We start from the raw sequence: 18,361 nt of genomic DNA, 5'->3' as shown, positions 1-18,361 counted from the left end.
AACCATTTTTGGGAGCTTTCATGACCGTCACCGCCGGCCGGCCCGTGCGCCTCGAGGACCGATACGAGCTGCGCGATGGAGAGATCTACCTCTCGGGTCTGCAGGCACTCGTCCGGATAATCCTCGACCAGAACCGGCTCGACCGGCGCAACGGTCTTGACACCGCCACCTTCATCTCCGGCTACGAGGGCTCGCCCCTGGCGGGCTTCGACCTGGAGCTCTCCCGGCAGGCGACGCTGCTCGGACAGCACCGAGTGGTGTTCAAGCCGAGCGTGAACGAGGAGCTCGGCGCCAACGCGGTGCAGGGGTCCCAGCTGGCTTCCTCCGTCGGCGGCATGACCTGTGATGGTGTCGTCGGGATCTGGTACGGCAAGGCGCCAGGCCTGGACCGGGCCACGGACGCCCTCCGGCACGCCAATCTGGGCGGGGCGGCCCCCACCGGGGGCGTGCTCGTACTCGTCGGTGACGACTCGATCGCCAAGTCCTCGACGGTGCCCAGCAGCTCCGAGACCGCCATGGCCGAGATCGGCATGCCGGTGCTTTCCCCGAGCGACCCCCAGGACGTCCTGGACCTGGGTCTGCACGGGATCGCCCTCTCCCGGTTCAGCGGCCTGTGGACGGGGCTGAAGCTGGCGACCAACGTCGTCGACGGGGCCGGCACCGCGGTGGTGCAGACCGACCAGGTCGAACCGGTGTTCCCCGACCGCACCGTCGACGGGGCGGAGTACCGGCACCAGGTCACCGCGAGATTCCTGCAGCCGACGTTGGCCGAGCTCGAGAAGACCCTCACCACGACTCGCCCGGAACTCGCGCTCCGCTACGCCTACGCCAACGGCCTCAACCGGATCGAGGGCGATCCCACCGCCCGGATCGGTATCGTCACCGCTGGCGCCGGCTACCTCGACGTCCTCCAGGCCCTCGCGATGACGGGCATCCCCGCCGAGGACCTCCCCAGCTCCGGGATCCGGATCCTCAAGCTCGGCATGGTTTCCCCGGTGGAGCCGCGCATCCTCGCCGAGTTCGCCGACGGGCTCGAGGAGATCGTCGTCGTCGAGGAGAAGCGACCCTTCGTCGAGCTGGCGGTCAAGGACCTGCTCTACGGCGTCGCGGGCGCCCCTGCCGTGTACGGCAAGCGCGGCCCGGACGGCGCCCAACTGCTGCGCGCCGACGCCGACCTGCCGCCGGAGGTCATCGCCAAGGCACTGGCGCCGCGACTGGTGGCGCGGACCGGATCGGCTCCGGTCGCGGCCTGGCTCGAGCGGTCCTCGGCGCCGGCCCGGCCGGTCCGCACGCTGCTGCCGATGGTCAATCGCACGCCGTTCTTCTGCAGCGGATGCCCCCACAACCGCTCCACTGCGGTGCCCGAGGGGTCCCTGGTCGGCGCCGGCATCGGCTGCTCGGCGCTGGCCTCGTTCATGCCGGAGGATCGGGTCGGCACGATCACCGGGCTGGCCCAGATGGGCGGCGAGGGGGTGGCCTGGATCGGCATGGCGCCTTTCGTCGAGCACCGCCACCTCCTGCAGAACCTCGGCGACGGCACCTACCACCACTCCGGCAGCCTCGCGATCCGTGCCTCGGTGGCGGCGGGCTCGAACATCACCTACAAGCTGCTGCACAACGGCGCGGTCGCGATGACCGGAGGGCAGCAGGCGGTCGGCAAGATGGCGGTGCCCGAGATCGTCGCCGAGTTGCTCGCCGAGGGCGTGTCGCGTGTCGTCGTCACCACCGAGGACCTCGACCGCTACAAGGGCGTGCGGCTGCCCAAGGGAGTCGAGGTCCGGCACCGGGACCGGCTCATCGAGACGCAGGAGGAGCTGGCCGGGGTTGAGGGCGTCACCGTCCTCATCCACGACCAGGAGTGCGCCACCGAGCTGCGCCGCAAGCGCAAGCGCCGCAAGGTCGCCGAGCCCGTCGAGCGGGTGTTCATCAACGAACGGGTGTGCGAGGGCTGCGGCGACTGCGGCACCACGTCCAACTGCCTCTCCGTCCAGCCGGTCGACACCGAGTTCGGGCGCAAGACCCAGATCCACCAGGCGTCGTGCAACAAGGACTTCTCCTGCCTGGACGGCGACTGCCCCTCGTTCCTCAGCGTCGTCCCCGGGTCGGTGGTCAAGCGCGAGGACCGCGGAACACTCGAGGCCGCGGACCTCCCCCGCCCGACGCTGAAGGTGGACCCCGCGGACTACAACCTGCGGATCACCGGCATCGGCGGGACCGGCGTCGTCACCACGGCGCAGATCATCTCGACGGCCGCGGTCATGGCCGGGATGTACGTCCGCAGCCTGGACCAGATGGGCATGGCGCAGAAGGGCGGCGCCGTGGTCTCCGACATCAAGCTCTCGACGTCCCCGATCTCGGGAACCAACAAGGTCGCTCCGGGCGAATGCGATCTGTACCTGGGCTGCGACCTCATCGTTGCCGCCAACGCCACCAACCTCCAGGTGACCTCGCCTGAGCGGACCATCGCCGTGGTGTCGACCTCGGCGGTGCCCACCGGTGCGATGGTGACGGACCCGACCGCGAGTTTTCCCGGCGTGGAGGAAACCAGCGGCCGCATCCTGGAGAGCACACGGGCCGGTGACAGCGCCCTCGGCGATGTCCGACGCCTGGTGGACGGGCTGTTCGGCGACGACCAGTACGCCAACATCTTCCAGGTCGGGATGGCCGTCCAGGCCGGCGCGCTGCCGGTGGACGCCGACGTCCTGGAGCGGGCCATCGAGCTCAACGGCGTGGCCGTCGAGCGCAACCTGCAGGCATTCCGCCGCGGGCGTCAACTGGTCGCCGACCCCGACGCCCTGCATGCCGTCCTGCCCGCGGACGTCACCCGGCGCGACGCCCCGACGGACACCGCCCGGGAACTGGCGGCCGGGCTCGACCTCACCGACGAGACCCTCGCCGCGCTCGTGCTACGCCGGATCGACGAGTTGGTGGCCTACCAGAACCGGCAGTACGCACAGCGGTACGTCGCGGTGCTCGAGCGGGTGCAAGCGCGGGAACGTGCTGCCACGGGCACCGGTGGACCGGTCACCGCGGCCGTGGCCGCCAACCTCTACAAGCTCATGGCGTACAAGGACGAGTACGAGGTCGCCCGCCTGTCCCTGGACCCGGAGCTCCAGCGCCGGGTGAAGGAGCAGTTCGGGGCGGACGCCACCTACTCATACCGGCTGCACCCGCCGGTGCTCCGCGCTGCGGGCATGGACCGCAAGATCAGCCTCGGCAGTTGGTTCCGGCCCGGCTTCCGCACCCTCTACGCGATGCGCGGGTTGCGCGGTACCCGGCTGGACCCCTTCGGCCGCGGCGAGGTGCGCGCCACCGAACGCGCGCTGATCGACGAGTACGTCACCGCCGTCGACGACGCGCTGACGGTGCTCGGCCCGGACACCGCGGCGACGGTGGCCGAGCTGGCCGGTCTGCCCGACATCGTGCGCGGGTACGAGCACCTGAAGATGGCGAACGTGGCGCGGTACCGCGAGCGCCTCACCGAGCTCCGCTCCGCGCTGGGCCGCTGAGCTGAGCGGAGCTCGGTGCCCTGCGGGGCACCGAGCTCCGCTCAGCGGTACGAGCCGGTGAGCTCGGCGGCCGGTGTTGCGCCGTCGTCGCAGTCCCGCACGGTGCCGGCGATCCACGCGGGCACCCCGCGGGCCGCGAGCAGCGCGACGGCGGCGTCGGCGTGCTCGGGGGCGACGGCGGCGACCATGCCGACGCCGCAGTTGAAGGCCCGCTCGGACTCCGTCCGCGGCACGCCGTGCTCCTCCATCAGCCGGACCGCGGCGGGCAACGCCCAGGTGCCGCGGTCGAGCACCGCCTGCAGCCCCCCGGGCACCACGCGCGCGGTGTTGCCGGCCAGCCCGCCGCCGGTGATGTGCGCGTAGGCGTGCACCGTCTCCACACCGAACTCCTCGACCAACGCCAGGCAGTCCAGGGCGTAGATGCGGGTGGGCTCGAGAAGTTCCTCGCCCAGCGGCCGGTCCAGCCCCGTCGGCGTGGCGGTGAGATCCAGCCCCGTGGCGGCGACGACGCGCCGCACCAGCGAGTAGCCGTTGGAGTGGAAGCCGGACGAGGCCATCGCGACGACGGCATCCCCGCTGCGCACCCGCTCCGGGCCGAGGACGGCATCGGCCTCCACGACCCCCACCGCGGTGGCCGCGAGGTCGTACTCGTCGGCGTCCATGAGGTCACCGTGCTCGGCGGTCTCCCCGCCGACCAGCGCGGCACCGGCCTGCGTGCAGCCGGCGGCGATCCCGCTGACGATCGCGGCGATCCGCTCGGGGACGACCGTGCCGCAGGCGACGTAGTCCTGCAGGAACAGGGGCTCGGCGCCGCAGGCCACCAGGTCGTCGACGACCATCGCGACCAGGTCGATGCCCACGGTGTCGTGCCGGTCCAGCCGGCGGGCCAGGGCGATCTTCGTGCCGACGCCGTCGGTGGAGGAGGCCAGCAAGGGACGGCGGTACTTCTGCGTGTCGAGGGCGAACAGGCCGGCGAAACCGCCGAGCCCACCCACCACCTCGGGCCGGCTGGTGCGCTCCACCGCGGAGCGCATCAGCGTGACCGCGCGCTCCCCGGCGTCGATGTCGACGCCGGAGGCGGCGTAGGTCAGCTCCGGGTGGGTGTCCCGCTCGGAGCTCACGGCCGCCTCAGCGCATCCTCGGCGCCGCCGGGCACCGCGGCGCTGCCGGCCTGCTGACCGGTCCAGCCGCTCACCGCGCGCTGGCCGATGCCCTCGAGGACGTGCTTGCCCAGCACCTCCGGCGCACCCAGCGGGATCGGGTACTCGCCGGTGAAGCAGGCGGTGCAGAGCCGGTTCACCGGCTGCTCCGTCGCGGCGATGAGCCCCTGCTCGGAGACGTAGCCCAGCGAGTCGGCGTTGACCGACGCCCGCACCCCGTCGATGTCCAGGCCGTTGGCGATGAGCTCCGCCCGGCTGGCGAAGTCGATGCCGTAGAAGCACGGCCACTTGACCGGCGGCGACGCGATGCGGACGTGCACCTCGACCGCTCCGGCCTCGCGCAGCATCCGGACCAGCGCCCGCTGCGTGTTGCCGCGCACGATCGAGTCGTCGACGACCACGAGCCGCTTGCCGCGGATGACGTCGCGCAGCGGGTTCAGCTTGAGCCGGATGCCCAGCTGCCGGATGGTCTGGCTGGGCTGGATGAAGGTGCGCCCCACGTAGGAGTTCTTGACCAGGCCCAGCCCGTAGGGGATGCCCGACGCCTCGGCGTAGCCGACGGCCGCCGGAGTGCCGGACTCGGGAACCGGGATGACCAGGTCGGCGTCGGCGGGGTGCTCCCTGGCCAGCCGGCGGCCGATCTCCACGCGCGCCGCGTGCACGCTTCGCCCGGAGATCGTGGTGTCCGGGCGGGCGAGGTAGACGTACTCGAAGACGCACCCCTTGGGCTCCGCCGGGGCAAAGTGCTGGCTGCGCAGACCGTTCTCGTCGATGGCGATCAGCTCGCCGGGCTCGACCTCGCGCACCACGGAGGCGCCGACGATGTCGAGGGCGGCGGTCTCGCTGGCCACCACCCAGCCGCGCTCGAGCCGGCCGAGCACGAGCGGGCGGACGCCCTGCGGGTCGCGGGCGGCGTAGAGCGTGTCCTCGTCCATGAACGTGACGGAGAAGGCGCCCCGCAGCTGCGGCAGGACCTCCATCGCCGCGGCCTCGACCGAGATGTCCTGGTAGGAGGCGATCAGCGCGGTGACCAGGTCGGAGTCGTTCGTCGCCACGAACGCGCCCGGCACACCGGCGTCGGCGGCCTTGCTCGCCAGCTCGGCGGTGTTGACGAGGTTCCCGTTGTGGCAGAGCGCCAGGCCGGTGCCGGCCTCGGTGGTGCGGAACGTCGGCTGCGCGTTCTCCCACGTGGAGGCCCCGGTGGTCGAGTACCGGGTGTGGCCGACGGCGAGGTGGCCGCGCAGGCTGCCGAGGGTCGGTTCGTCGAAGACCTGGCTGACCAGCCCCAGATCCTTGTAGACGACGACCGAGGCGCCGTCGGACACCGCGATGCCCGCCGCCTCCTGACCGCGGTGCTGGAGGGCGTACAGACCGAAATAGGTCAGCTTCGCGACCTCCTCCCCCGGCGCCCAGACACCGAAGACGCCGCAGGCGTCCTGAGGTCCGGGGGACTGGGGGTCGAGGTCGTGCGTCAGCCGTCCATCACCGCGAGGCACGGGGTCGAGCGTACCGGCGCCGGCCGCTCAGCCCCCGGGCGCAGGTGGTGGGCCGTGTCACCCTGTCCTCAGCGGACGTTCGACAGCTCCGCGGCGATCGTCGTGTCGTCGCCGTGCCCGGTCCGCACGACGGTGTCGCCGTGCAGGCTGAGCAGCTGTGCCCGGATCGAGTTCACGATCGTCGGGTGGTCGCTGAACGACCGCCCGGTCGCCCCGGGGCCGCCGCAGAACAGGGTGTCCCCGGTGAAGACCGTGCGGAGGTCCGCCGCGTGCAGGCAGGTGCTGCCGGGCGAGTGCCCGGGCGTGTGCAGCGCGACCAGCCGGGTGCCGGCGACGTCGAACCGCGTGCCCGCCCGCAGCTCCTCGTCGGGGGCGGCGTCCGGGTGCGTCATGTCCCAGAGCATCCGGTCGGCGCTGTTGAACCAGATCGGGGCGCCGGTGGCCTCGCGCAGGGCCGGTGCGGCGGTGATGTGGTCGTTGTGGCCGTGGGTGAGCACGATCGCGGTGACCTTCCGGCCACCGATCGCCCCGACGATGGGAGCGGCGTCGTGCGGGGCGTCGATGACCAGCACCTCCTCGTCGTTCCCGACGAGCCACACGTTGTTCTCGACGTCGAAGTCCTGCCCGTCGAGGGAGAAGACCCCGGGGACGACGACCTTGTCGATGCGCGCGGTCACTTGTCGAACACCACGACCGAGCGCAGCACCTCGCCGTGGTGCATCTTCTCGAACGCCTGCTCGACGTCGTCGAGGCCGATCGTCTCGGAGACGAAGGCGTCGAGGTCGAAACGGCCCTGCAGGTAGAGGTCGACCAGCATCGGAAAATCGCGGCTGGGCAGGCAGTCGCCGTACCAGGACGACTTGATGGCGCCGCCGCGGCCGAAGATCTCGATCGCCGGGAGGGTGACCTCCATGCCCGGCGTCGGCACGCCGACCATGACGACGCGGCCGGCGAGGTCGCGGGCGTAGAACGCCTGCTCGAACACCGCGGGGTGGCCGACGGCGTCGATCGCGACGTCGACGCCGAAGCCGCCGGTCAGCGCCTTGATCGCCTCGACCGCGTCGGTCTCCTTCGAGTTCACCGTGTGGGTGGCGCCGAACTGCGTGGCCCACTCCAGCTTCCGGTCCTCGATGTCGACGGCGATGATCGTCGTCGCCCCGGCCAGCTTCGCACCGGCGATGGCGGCGTCACCGACGCCGCCGCAGCCGAAGACCGCCACCGTCTCGCCGCGCTGCACCCCACCGGTGTTGATCGCCGCGCCGACACCGGCCATCACGCCGCAGCCGAGCAGACCGGCGGCCGTCGGCGGGGCGGCCGGGTCGACCTTGGTGCACTGCCCGGAGTGGACGAGCGTCTTCTCCGCGAACGCGCCGATGCCCAGCGCGGGGGACAGCTCGGTGCCGTCGGCGAGCGTCATCTTCTGCGCGGCGTTGTGGGTGTTGAAGCAGTACTGCAGCTGGCCCTTGCGGCAGGCGCGGCACTCACCGCACACCGCCCGCCAGTTGAGGACCACGTAGTCGCCGACGGCGACGTTGGTGACGCCCTCGCCGATCGCCGCCACGACACCGGCCGCCTCGTGCCCCAGCAGGAAGGGGAAGTCGTCGTTGATGCCGCCCTCGCGGTAGTGCAGGTCGGTGTGGCAGACCCCGCAGGCCTGCACGTCCACGACCGCCTCACCGGGGCCCGGATCGGGGACCACGATCGTCTCGACCGTGACCGGCTGTCCCTTGCCGCGGGCGACCACGCCTCGCACCTCGTACGCCATGGGGGCAGCCTAGGACGCACCTCGACCGCGGGTCCGAGTGCCCACATCCAGTGGTGGCCTGGTCACGCAGCGGTCGCGGGCGCATGTTGAGCGCGCACATCAACCGAAGAAGACGTACGGTGCCGGGCGATAGCGACCCAGATCACAGATCGTCGGGCGCGTCCCGGTCGTGTCCAACCGGACGTACCGGTTCCCGTCCCCGGAGGTTCTCCCCGTGGCAGTACCCGCCTTCCTGGCCAGAGAGCGCATCGTCGCCAAGCCAGGCTTCAACCGGTGGTTGATCCCGCCCGCGGCCCTCGCCGTGCACCTCAGCATCGGCCAGGCCTACGCCACCAGCGTCTACAAGGTGGCCCTCGTCGAGCACTTCGACACCAGCCTCACCGCGATCGGCATCATCTTCTCGCTCGCGATCGTCATGCTCGGCGTCTCCGCCGCGCTGTTCGGGACGTGGGTGGACAGGAACGGCCCCCGCGCCGCGATGGCCACCGCCGCGGTCTTCTGGTCGGCCGGCTTCCTCGTCGGCTCGCTCGGCATCTTCACCGAGCAGCTGTGGCTGGTCTACCTCGGCTACGGAGTCCTCGGCGGCATCGGCCTGGGCATCGGCTACATCTCGCCGGTCTCCACGTTGATCAAGTGGTTCCCCGACCGCCCGGGCCTGGCCACCGGCATGGCGATCATGGGCTTCGGTGGTGGCGCCATGGTGGCCTCGCCGCTGTCCCGCCAGCTGATGAACTGGTACGACGACGACTACACCGGCGCGGCCGGTGAGGTCGCCAGCGGCAACTCCGTCGCGCTCCTGTTCCTCACCCTCGGCGTGATCTACCTGGTCTTCATGCTGTTCGGCGCCCTCATCGTGCGGGTGCCGGCAGCCGACTGGCGGCCGCACGGCTTCGACCCGGCCACCGTCAAGAAGAAGTCGCTCGTCACCACCGAGAACGTGTCGGCCAACAACGCCATCAAGACGCCGCAGTTCTGGCTGCTGTGGACAGTCCTGTTCTGCAACGTGACCGCGGGCATCGGCATTCTCGAGCAGGCCGCCCCGATGATCCAGGACTTCTTCCGCGAGGGCGCGACGTCCGCCGTGGCGGCCGCCGCCGCCGCCGGCTTCGTCGGGCTGCTGTCGCTGTTCAACATGGCCGGCCGCTTCGTGTGGTCCTCCACGTCGGACTACATCGGGCGCAAGCCGATCTACATGGTGTACCTCGGCGTCGGCATCGTCCTCTACATCGGGCTGGCCACCATCGGCGCCAGCACCGTGTGGCTGTTCGTCGCGCTGGCCGCGGTGATCATCAGCTTCTACGGCGGTGGCTTCGCGACCGTGCCGGCGTACCTGCGCGACCTCTTCGGCACCTACCAGGTCGGCGCCATCCACGGCCGGCTGCTGACCGCCTGGGCGGCCGCGGGCATCGCCGGACCGCTGATCATCAACGGCATCCTGGACATGCAGGGAGAGCCGGGGAACCTGGTCGCCTCCGACTACCGGCCCGCCCTGTTCATCATGGTCGGCATCTTGGCGGTCGGCTTCGTCGCCAACCTGCTGATCAAGCCGGTCGCCGAGAAGTACTTCGAGCCCAAGCCCACCGACGTCCCCGAGGCGGCGTCCACGACCGGAGACCGGAGCCTGACCCGATGAGCACTGCGCGCACTGACGACCGCGGGTCCCAGGAGGCCTCCAAGGGCCTGGTGGCCTTCGCCTGGACCCTGGTCGGCATCCCGCTGGTCTACGGCCTCTACAACACGGTGAAGGCGGCCAGCGCCCTCTTCACCGGCTGAACCACCTGATCCACCCGCGACGGCGGGGATCCCTTCGGGGGTCCCCGCCGTCGTGCTTTCGCCGGGGACCCCCTGGACGGAGGGTCCTAGCGGAGCGGACGCAGGGGGAGGTGGCCGGACAGGTCGGCACGGTTGCCGCTGGCGCTGACCCTTCCCTCGGACAGAGCCTCGCCCCAGGTGACCTGTCCGGTGGCCAGCCGCAGCCAGGTCGCCGCGTCGGTCTCGATGACGTTCGGCGGGGTGCCACGGGTGTGCCGGGGCCCCTCCACGCACTGGACGGCGACGTGCGGCGGCACCCGCAGTTCCACCGACCGGCCCGGCACCTGTTGCGCCAGCCAGCGCGCGCTGGTCTTCACCGCCGCGCCGACCACCACCCGGGGCGGCTGAGCCGCCTCGCCGGCCAGCCACGCCCGCACCGGGTCCACCGCGGCGCGCAGCTTCTCGGCCGGAATCGGAGCTGCTCCTGCCACCGTTCCTGCTCTAGCTGGTCGGGACAGTGCCCGCCGGAACGGAGCCGACGGACACCTCGGGTGATCCGAAAAGGGCCGGCAGGGTGGCACTCCAGGCGGATCGGAGCTCGGCCAGCGGGAGCTCCAGCACGCCGTCGAGCGACAACGCGTCCCCGCCCGTCGTCCCGAGTTCCGTCACGGGCACACCGGCCCACTGCGCGGTCGTCTTCACGCCGCCGGGGTCTGACGTCGTGATCACCGCTCGCGCGGTGGACTCGCTGAAGAGGGCGGTGAACGGGTCGTCGCCAAGCTCCAGCCGGGCACCCACGCCGTGGCGCAGCGCCGACTCGGCCAGTCCCTGCGCCAGACCACCGTCAGCCAGGTCGTGCGCGGAGCTGATCAGGCCCTCCCGGCCGAGCGCACCCAGCAGGTCGCCCAGCGCGCGCTCGGCGGCGAGGTCGACGGCCGGCGGCCTCCCGCCCAGGTGGCCGTGCACGACGCTCGCCCAGGCCGAGCCGCCGAGTTCCGGCCGCGTGGCGCCCAGGAGAAGCACCGTCTCCCCCGGCGTCTGCCAGCCCGTGGGCACCCGGGTGCGGACGTCCTCGTGCACGCCGAGGACGCCGATGACCGGGGTCGGGTTGATCGGGACGTCGCCGGTCTGGTTGTAGAGGCTGACGTTGCCGCCGGTGACGGGCAGGGCCAGCTCGCGGCAGGCGTCGGCCAGGCCGCGGACCGCCTCGGCGAACTGCCACATGACCTCGGGCTCCTCCGGCGAGCCGAAGTTCAGGCAGTTGGTCACGGCGAGCGGCTTCGCCCCCGCGACGGCGACGTTGCGGTACGCCTCGGCCAGGTTCAGCTGGGCTCCCGTGTACGGGTCCAGCCGGGCGTAGCGCGCGTTCCCGTCGAGGGACAGCGCGATGCCGCGGTTGCTCTCCTCGTCGATGCGCACCACACCGGCGTCGTCGGGCTGCGCCAGCACCGTGTTGCCGCGGACGTACCGGTCGTACTGCTCGGTGACCCACGTCTTGTCCGCGCCGTCCGGGCTGCTGACGACGGCCAGCCAGTGCGCCTGCAGCTCGCTGCCGCTCTGCGGCCGCGGCAGGCGGGCGGGGTCGTCGGCCTGCAGCGCATCGAGGTCGCTGGGGCGGGTCATGGGGCGCTCGTAGACCGGGCCCTCGTGGGCGACGGTCCGCGGGGGCACGTCGACGATCCGCTCGCCGTGCCAGTCGACGGTGAGCCGGTCGCCGGCGGTGACCTCACCGATGACGGTGGCCAGCACGTCCCACTTGCGGCAGACGGCGAGGAAGGCGTCCACCTTGTCCGGCTCGACGATCGCGCACATGCGCTCCTGCGACTCGCTCATCAGGATCTCGGCGGGCGTCAGGGTGCTGTCCCGCAGCGGAACGGTGTCCAGGTCGACGTGCATGCCGCCGGTGCCGGCGCTGGCCAGTTCGGAGGTGGCGCAGGACAGCCCGGCGCCGCCGAGGTCCTGGATGCCGGTGACGAGGTCGGCGGCGAAGATCTCCAGGCACGCCTCGATGAGCAACTTCTCGGTGAACGGGTCGCCCACCTGGACGCTCGGCCGCTTGGCCGGGCCCTCGGCGTCGAAGGTCTCGCTGGCCAGCACGCTGACGCCGCCGATGCCGTCACCGCCGGTGCGCGCACCGAACAGGATGACCTTGTTGCCGACGCCCTCGGCCTTGGCCAGCCGGACGTCCTCGTGCCGCATGACACCGACGCACAGCGCGTTGACCAGCGGATTGCCCGCATAGCAGTCGTCGAAGAGCAGCTCACCGCCGATGTTCGGCAGGCCCAGGCAGTTGCCGTAGCCGCCGACGCCCGCGACGACGCCGGGCAGCACCCGGGCGGTGTCGGGGGCGTCGGCCCGGCCGAAGCGGAGCGAGTCCATGACGGCGATCGGGCGGGCGCCCATGGTGAGGATGTCCCGGACGATGCCGCCCACCCCGGTGGCCGCGCCCTGGTAGGGCTCGACGTAGCTGGGGTGGTTGTGGCTCTCGACCTTGAAGGTGACGGCGTAGCCGTCACCGACGTCGACGACGCCGGCGTTCTCGCCGATGCCGACGAGCAGCGCGTCGCTGGGCGGCAGGTCGCCGAAACGCCGCAGGTGCACCTTGGAGCTCTTGTAGGAGCAGTGCTCGCTCCACATGACCGAGTACATGGCCAGCTCGGCGGTGGTGGGCCGGCGGCCGAGGATCTCCTTGATCCGGGAGTACTCGTCGGCCTTGAGGCCGAGCTCGGCGTAGGGCTGCTCGTCGCCGGGCGTGCTCGCCGCCAGGTCGACGGTGTCCAGCCGGTTGCCGAGCCGACCGGGGCCGGTGTCGAGGTCCGAGAGCCCCGCGGTGGCGCTCGCCTGCCCCGCCGTCCTGTCCTCGCTCACGCGTTCACGACCGCCTTCAGGACGCTGGTGAAGAAGCCGAGCCCGTCGGTCGACGGGCCGGTGAGGTCCTCGATCGCGTGCTCGGGGTGCGGCATCAGCCCCACCACCCGGCCGTCCGCGCTGGTGACGCCGGCGATGTCGCGGGAGCTGCCGTTCGGATTGCCGTCGACGTAGCGGAACACGACCCGGTTCTCACCCTCCAGCCGGTCGAGATCGGCGTCGGCGGCCACGTAGCGGCCCTCGCCGTTCTTCACCGGGATGACGATGCGCTGGCCGGTCTCGTAGTCGGAGGTCCACGAGGTGTCGGCGCGCTCGACGACCAGCACCTGGTCGCGGTTGCGGAAGTGCAGGTGGCTGTTGCGGGTGAGCGCGCCGGGCAGCAGGCCGGCCTCGCAGAGCACCTGGAAGCCGTTGCAGATGCCGAGCACCGGCATCCCCCGCTTCGCGCGGTCGACGACGTCCTGCATCAGGGGCGCGCGGGCCGCGATCGCCCCGGCGCGGAGGTAGTCGCCGTAGGAGAAGCCACCGGGGAGGACGACGGCGTCGACGTCCTTGAGGTCGTGGTCGGCGTGCCAGAGGACGACCGGCTCACCACCGGCCAGGCGCACCGCCCGCGCGGCGTCGACGTCGTCCAGGGAGCCCGGGAAGGTGATGACTCCGATGCGCACAGCGGTCTCTCTCAGTCGGTGGGGAGGTGCAGCTCGACGTCCTCGATGACCGGGTTGGCCAGGAGCGTCTCGGCGATCTGCCGCAGCTCGGCCTCGTCCGGGGTCCCGTCGACCTCGAGCACGAAGTGCTTGCCCTGGCGGACGCTCCGCACCGAGTCGTGGCCGAGCCGGCCGAGCGCGCCGAGGACCGCCTGACCCTGGGGGTCGGAGATCTCCGGCTTCAGGACGACGTCGACGATCACCCGCGGCACGTCGACGAGGGTACCGGTCCCCGACCGGCGACCGTCCGCACTCCAGGTGACCCTCGTCTCCCCACCCCCCTCTCCCCGGCGAGATCGGCGATCTCGCCCCCATCGCGGGCCTGATGCCGGCCAGATCGCCGATCTCGTCACCGCAGGGCCCGCCGGATCGCCGCGATCACCTGGTCAGGGCGGCCCAGGAGGTCCGCGGAGGTGAAGCGCAGCACCGTCCACCCAGCCGCGACGAGCCGGTTCTGACGCCGGAGGTCCGCCACGAACACGTCCCGGTCGCGGTGCACGTCGCCGTCGAACTCGACCAGCACCTTGCGGTCCGGCCACGCCAGGTCCGCTCGACCGAGGAGGCGTCCTCCCGGGTCGCGGACCCGGTGCTGGAGCAGGGGCGCCGGGAGACCGGCGTCGTGGACGAGCCAGCGCAGCACCGACTCCATCGGCGACTCCGACCGGGCATCCGCCACCGGCAGGACCGCCCGGGCACGGGCGCAGCCGCGACCGGTGGGGCACCGCGCCAGTTGCTCGGCCAGGTCCGCTCGCGTGCACCTGCCGTCGAGCAGCTGGTCGGTGACCGCCAGGAGGACCGGCGGTTGCAGCACCGCGGCGAGGTCCCGCCAGGTGCGGGCAGGCGTCGTCACCGGTAACGCCGACCACAGCGTCACGTCGTCCGGGGGGAGATCGCGGCGGTGGATGCGCCGGTCGGCACGGCTCTCGGCCCTGGACGCGAGCGGCACCGTCAGGTCCGCCCGCGGGTCCGACCGCGGCTGGAGGGGGATCTCGAGGCCCCACAGCGCGGCCGCGGTGAGGTGGCTGACCACGGTGCCGGGCGGCGCGGTCAGCAGCACCGCCGGCAACCTCGTCCGCAGCGCACCGAGCAACGCCCTCGGCACGTACGTGTCCCGCGAGAGCCGCGCGACCTCCCGGTGCCGCAGCTGCTTGTCGCTGATCCCGGCGGCTCGGGCCATCGCACGGGTGGCGGGTCCGGTGAGTCGGGTGGGCACGCGTCGGCTCGGCACCGCGGCAGGGGTGCCCCAGTGGGCGCACCTGCCGCGGCCGCCGTCCACAGGCCCGGTCGAGATCGGCGGTGTCGCCCCCATCGGCGCGCTCATGGGGCCGAGATCGCCGATCTCGTCGGGCGTCAGGCGAAGGAGGTGCCGGTGAGCTGCTCGTAGGCGGTGACGTAGCGCTCCCGGGTGGCGGCGACGACGTCGGCGGGGAGCTCGGGCGGCTCCGAGCCGCGATCCCAGCCGGACGACGTCAGCCAGTCGCGCACGAACTGCTTGTCGTACGAGGGCTGCACCGTACCCGGCGACCAGGTGTCGGCCGGCCAGAACCGGGACGAGTCGGGGGTGAGCACCTCGTCCCCGAGGACCAGGCCACCGTCGGGCGCGATACCGAACTCGAACTTGGTGTCGGCCAGCACGATGCCCGCGTCGGCCGCGATCTCGGCGCCCCGGCGGTACAGCGCCAGCGTCAGCTCGCGGAGCTCCTCCGCTCGGGCGGCGCCCACGGCCGCGACGACGGCGGGGAAGTCGATCGCCTCGTCGTGCGCGCCCACCTCGGCCTTGGTGGACGGCGTGAACACCGGCGAGGGCAGCCGCGAGCCCTCGACCAGGCCGGCGGGCAGGGCGACGTCGCGGATCGACCCCGTGCGCTCGTACTCCTTGGTCCCCGAGCCGGAGAGGTAGCCGCGGGCCACGCACTCCACCGGCAGCATCTCCAGCCGCCGCACGAGCATGGCCCGCCCGGCGACCTCGGCCGGCACGTCCGCGGCCGACACCAGGTGGTGCGAGGCCCCGAACGAGGCCAGCACCGGCGTGAGCTGCTCGAACCACCACACCGACAGCTGCGTGAGCACCCTCCCCTTGTCGGGGATCGGCGTCGGCAGCACGTGGTCGTAGGCGGAGATCCGGTCGGAGGCGACCAGGAGGAGCCGGTCGTCCCCGGCGTCGTAGATTTCCCGCACCTTGCCCCGCGCGACGAGCGGCAGCTCGATCACGACAGCGCAGCCAGCCGGTCGAAGAGCGGACCGAGGTTGGCCACGTACTTCTCCGGCCGGCAGATCTCGTCCAGCCGCGCCTCGTCCAGCGGAACGCCGGACTCCCCCGCCCGGGCGCGGAGGGTGTCCCGGAAGGGCACGCCCGACTTCCACGTCTCCATCGCCGCGGCCTGGACCAGCGCATAGGCGTCCTCGCGGGACTGCCCGCTCTCCACCAGCTCCAGCAGCACCGAGGAGGTGTAGATCAGCCCGCCGGTGGACTCCAGGTTGGCGCGCATCCGGTCGGCGTCCACGACGAGGTTCTCCACCAGCCCGGCGGTGAGGTGCAGCAGGTAGTCGGTGGTGATCGCGGCGTCGGGCAGGAACACGCGCTCGGTCGAGGAGTGCGAGATGTCCCGCTCGTGCCAGAGCGGGATGCCCTCCATGACCGGCACGATGGCCGCCCGGACGACGCGTGCCAGCCCCGCGATGCGCTCGGAGCGGATCGGGTTCTTCTTGTGCGGCATCGCGCTCGAGCCCTTCTGGCCCGAGCCGAACGCCTCGGACAGCTCGCGCACCTCGGTGCGCTGGCCGTGCCGCACCTCGAGGGCGACCGCCTCGCAGACCGTGGCGATGATGGCCAGCGCCGAGATCCACTCGCTGATCGAGTCGCGCAGCACCACCTGGGTCGAGGCGTCGGCGGGCTGCAGGTCCAGCGCCTCGGCGACGGCGACCTCGACCGAGGGGTCGATCAGCGAGTAGGTGCCGACGGCGCCGGAGATGGCGACGACGCCGACGCGCTCGCGGGCGGCTCGCAGCCGGTCCCGCGACCGGGCCGCGGCGAAAGCCAGGTCGGCGACCCGGTGGCCCCACACGTCCGGCTCGGCGTGCACGCCGTGGGTGCGGCCGACCTTGATCGTGCCCCGGTGGGCCAGCCCGTGGTCGCGCAGCGCCGCCACCAGCCGGTCGGCCTTGGCCAGCAGGATGTCGGTGGCCTCGGTGAGCTGCACGGCCAGCGCGGTGTCCAGCAGGTCCGACGAGGTCATCCCATGGTGCACGAAGGCCGCGGCCGAGCGGGGCTCGGTGTTGTCCGCCCAGGCCGTGAGGAAGGCGATGACGTCGTGCTGCGTCGTCTCCTCGATCTCCGCGACCCGTTCGGCGGTGGGCGGGGGCGCATCGCGCACCGGCTCCACGACGTCGGCCGGGACGCGGCCGGCGGCGGCGTGCGCCTCGAGCACCAGCGTCTCGACGCGGCACCACAGCTCGTACTTGTGGGCATCGCTCCAGACCCGGCCCATGTCAGGGAGCGTGTAACGCTCGATCATGCGGGTACCGCCTGCCACTGCTCAGCTCGTCGCACCACGGGGCCATCCTCCCGTAGGGCTAGCGTGATCACTAACGGCCCCTACCGACGGCGGAGGTGCGCATGCTGCGCCGGGCCACGAACCTCGCCGCACGGGCCCGTGCGCGCATCCAGGCCGCGCGGGAGCACGACCCCCACGGCTGGCACCACCACCCGCACGGCTGGCACCACCACGACGCCCACCACCACGACGGCGAGCCAGGGCCGATCGACTTCGTGCACGACCTGCCGGAGGACGAGGTCGCCGGCTCGTCCCGTCCGCCGCTGGGCAGCCCGGCGGCGGGCGCCCCGGACCTCGACGGGGCGATGGGCCCCGGCGGCGTCAGCGGCCCGCCCGCCGGCGTCTCGCCGGAGGGTGGCCGCGCCCGCGCCGCGGCTGCCCGGCGGCACTCGCGCCGGGCCGGGGCCGAGGACGACGTCCCCTTCGGTCTGCGGACGGCGGCGGCCTGGTCGTGGCGGCTGATCGTGGTGCTCGCCGGCCTCTACCTGCTGCTCTGGGCCGCCGCATACGTGGCGGTGGTGGTCGTGCCGGTCATCGTCGCGCTGCTGCTGGCCGCGCTGCTCCAGCCGGGGGCGACCGCCCTCGTCCGCCACGGCTGGCCCCGGGGGCTGGCGGCCTCGGCCATGCTCCTGGTCGGTCTGGCGGTGGTCGCCGGGATCATCACGCTGGTCGTGGAGCGCTTCACCGCCGGGTTCACCGACCTGGCGGCGCAGGTCAGCCAGGGCCTGGAGGAGGTGGAGTCCTTCGTCGTCCGGACCTTCCCGATCACGGCGAACCAGCTCGAGGACGCCGTCGGCGAGCTGCAGGACTTCCTGGTCAGCAACGAGGAGAGCCTGGCGACGGGCGCCATCACCACCGCCACGACCGTGGGCGAGGTCTTCACCGGCATCGTCCTCGCGCTGTTCACGCTCTTCTTCTTCCTCAAGGACGGCCGGTCGATCTGGCTGTGGCTGGTCGGCCTCTTCCCCCGCGAGGCGCGGGCCTACCTGGACGAGGCGGGCCGGCGGTCCTGGCGGACGCTCATCTCGTACGTGCGGGCGACCGTCGCCGTGGCCCTCGTCGACGCGGTCGGCATCGGCATCGGGCTGGCGATCCTCGGCGTCCCGCTGGTCATCCCGCTGGCGGCGCTGGTCTTCCTCGGCGCGTTCATCCCGATCATCGGCTCGTTCCTGGCCGGTTCGGTCGCGGTGCTCGTGGCCCTGGTCTCCGTGGGGCCGATCAAGGCCCTGATCGCCCTGGCGATCGTCGTGCTGGTCATGCAGCTCGAGGGGCACGTCCTGCAGCCGCTGCTGCTCGGCCGGGCCGTGCACGTGCACCCGCTGGCGGTCGTGCTGTCGATCGCGGCCGGCCTGCTGATCGGGGGCATCTTCGGTGCGCTGATCGCCGTCCCGACGGTGGCGTGCGTCAACGTGGCGGGCACCTACCTCAGCCGGCGACACGAAGGGCCCCGCCCACCCGAGCCACGACCCGAGCGGGCCCGCCCGGCGGTCACCGCCCGCTGAGGCTCGGCCGAGGGGGCGTCCGTCGGCGTCTGCGATGCTCACCCGGCT

Annotated in this window: 15 protein-coding genes; 4 read left to right on the top strand and 11 right to left on the bottom strand. The window is 72.3% G+C overall.

The genetic code is table 11. From position 1 onward, the window contains the following. The first annotated feature begins 20 nt into the window (after positions 1–20). Positions 21–3,509 carry an indolepyruvate ferredoxin oxidoreductase family protein gene (locus ACI791_RS17115; protein ID WP_456587138.1) on the top strand — a complete coding sequence of 1,163 codons (3,489 nt, stop codon included), beginning with the start codon at positions 21–23 and terminating at the stop codon, positions 3,507–3,509. Between the two features lie 41 nt (positions 3,510–3,550). Here ACI791_RS17115 and purM read toward each other — a convergent pair whose 3' ends face one another. From purM to ACI791_RS17095, 4 genes are all read right to left on the bottom strand, one after another. Continuing rightward, a complete protein-coding gene (gene purM, locus ACI791_RS17110) occupies positions 3,551–4,630 on the bottom strand; it encodes a phosphoribosylformylglycinamidine cyclo-ligase (protein ID WP_456587137.1) in 1,080 nt (359 codons plus the stop codon). Beyond that, complete coding sequence (purF, locus tag ACI791_RS17105; protein ID WP_456587136.1) at positions 4,627–6,165, bottom strand: amidophosphoribosyltransferase; 1,539 nt, start codon at positions 6,163–6,165, stop codon at positions 4,627–4,629. Before purF ends, purM begins: the two co-directional genes overlap by 4 nt. A 68-nt stretch (positions 6,166–6,233) precedes the next feature. Further along, positions 6,234–6,842: an MBL fold metallo-hydrolase gene (locus tag ACI791_RS17100; protein ID WP_347058229.1), complete on the bottom strand. Its 609-nt coding sequence runs from the start codon at positions 6,840–6,842 to the stop codon at positions 6,234–6,236. Continuing rightward, on the bottom strand, positions 6,839–7,930 hold the full coding sequence (locus ACI791_RS17095) for an S-(hydroxymethyl)mycothiol dehydrogenase (protein ID WP_456587135.1): 1,092 nt from the start codon (positions 7,928–7,930) through the stop codon (positions 6,839–6,841). Before ACI791_RS17095 ends, ACI791_RS17100 begins: the two co-directional genes overlap by 4 nt. 214 nt (positions 7,931–8,144) lie before the next feature. Between ACI791_RS17095 and ACI791_RS17090 the strand changes: the two genes are divergently transcribed. Both ACI791_RS17090 and ACI791_RS17085 read left to right on the top strand, forming a co-directional pair. After that, positions 8,145–9,563 (top strand): OFA family MFS transporter, encoded by a 1,419-nt coding sequence (locus ACI791_RS17090; RefSeq protein WP_456587134.1) that lies wholly within the window; start codon positions 8,145–8,147, stop codon positions 9,561–9,563. Next, entirely contained in the window at positions 9,560–9,703 is a 144-nt protein-coding gene (locus tag ACI791_RS17085) for an MFS transporter small subunit (RefSeq protein WP_456587133.1), read from the top strand. The genes ACI791_RS17090 and ACI791_RS17085 overlap by 4 nt, the downstream gene beginning before the upstream one ends. Positions 9,704–9,789: 86 nt before the next feature. On the opposite strand, the gene ACI791_RS17080 is transcribed toward ACI791_RS17085, so the two are convergent. The 7 genes from ACI791_RS17080 to purB all read right to left on the bottom strand — a co-directional run bounded on the left by ACI791_RS17080 (position 9,790) and on the right by purB (position 16,772). Next, positions 9,790–10,173 (bottom strand): sterol carrier family protein, encoded by a 384-nt coding sequence (locus tag ACI791_RS17080; protein WP_456587132.1) that lies wholly within the window; start codon positions 10,171–10,173, stop codon positions 9,790–9,792. 10 nt (positions 10,174–10,183) lie between these two features. Continuing rightward, positions 10,184–12,550, bottom strand: a complete 2,367-nt coding sequence (gene purL, locus ACI791_RS17075; RefSeq protein ID WP_456587131.1) for a phosphoribosylformylglycinamidine synthase subunit PurL — start codon at positions 12,548–12,550, stop codon at positions 10,184–10,186. After that, positions 12,547–13,218 (bottom strand): phosphoribosylformylglycinamidine synthase subunit PurQ, encoded by a 672-nt coding sequence (purQ, locus tag ACI791_RS17070; protein ID WP_456587130.1) that lies wholly within the window; start codon positions 13,216–13,218, stop codon positions 12,547–12,549. The genes purL and purQ overlap by 4 nt, the downstream gene beginning before the upstream one ends. An 11-nt stretch (positions 13,219–13,229) precedes the next feature. Beyond that, complete coding sequence (gene purS / locus ACI791_RS17065; protein WP_269192549.1) at positions 13,230–13,469, bottom strand: phosphoribosylformylglycinamidine synthase subunit PurS; 240 nt, start codon at positions 13,467–13,469, stop codon at positions 13,230–13,232. A 137-nt stretch (positions 13,470–13,606) separates the two neighbouring features. Next, on the bottom strand, positions 13,607–14,470 hold the full coding sequence (locus tag ACI791_RS17060) for a DUF559 domain-containing protein (protein ID WP_456587129.1): 864 nt from the start codon (positions 14,468–14,470) through the stop codon (positions 13,607–13,609). Positions 14,471–14,607: 137 nt separating this feature from the next. Further along, positions 14,608–15,468: a phosphoribosylaminoimidazolesuccinocarboxamide synthase gene (locus ACI791_RS17055; protein ID WP_456587128.1), complete on the bottom strand. Its 861-nt coding sequence runs from the start codon at positions 15,466–15,468 to the stop codon at positions 14,608–14,610. Further along, positions 15,465–16,772 (bottom strand): adenylosuccinate lyase, encoded by a 1,308-nt coding sequence (gene purB / locus ACI791_RS17050; protein ID WP_456587127.1) that lies wholly within the window; start codon positions 16,770–16,772, stop codon positions 15,465–15,467. The genes ACI791_RS17055 and purB overlap by 4 nt, the downstream gene beginning before the upstream one ends. Positions 16,773–16,873: 101 nt before the next feature. Here purB and ACI791_RS17045 point away from each other — a divergent pair, with 101 nt between their 5' ends. After that, the gene (locus ACI791_RS17045; RefSeq protein ID WP_456587126.1) at positions 16,874–18,313 is read left to right on the top strand and encodes an AI-2E family transporter; all 1,440 of its coding nucleotides are present in this window, start codon (positions 16,874–16,876) and stop codon (positions 18,311–18,313) included. Positions 18,314–18,361 lie beyond the last annotated feature (48 nt).

It is taken from the genome of Blastococcus sp. SYSU DS0973 (assembly GCF_054051055.1).
This window is presented reverse-complemented; position numbering and strand designations above follow the sequence as displayed.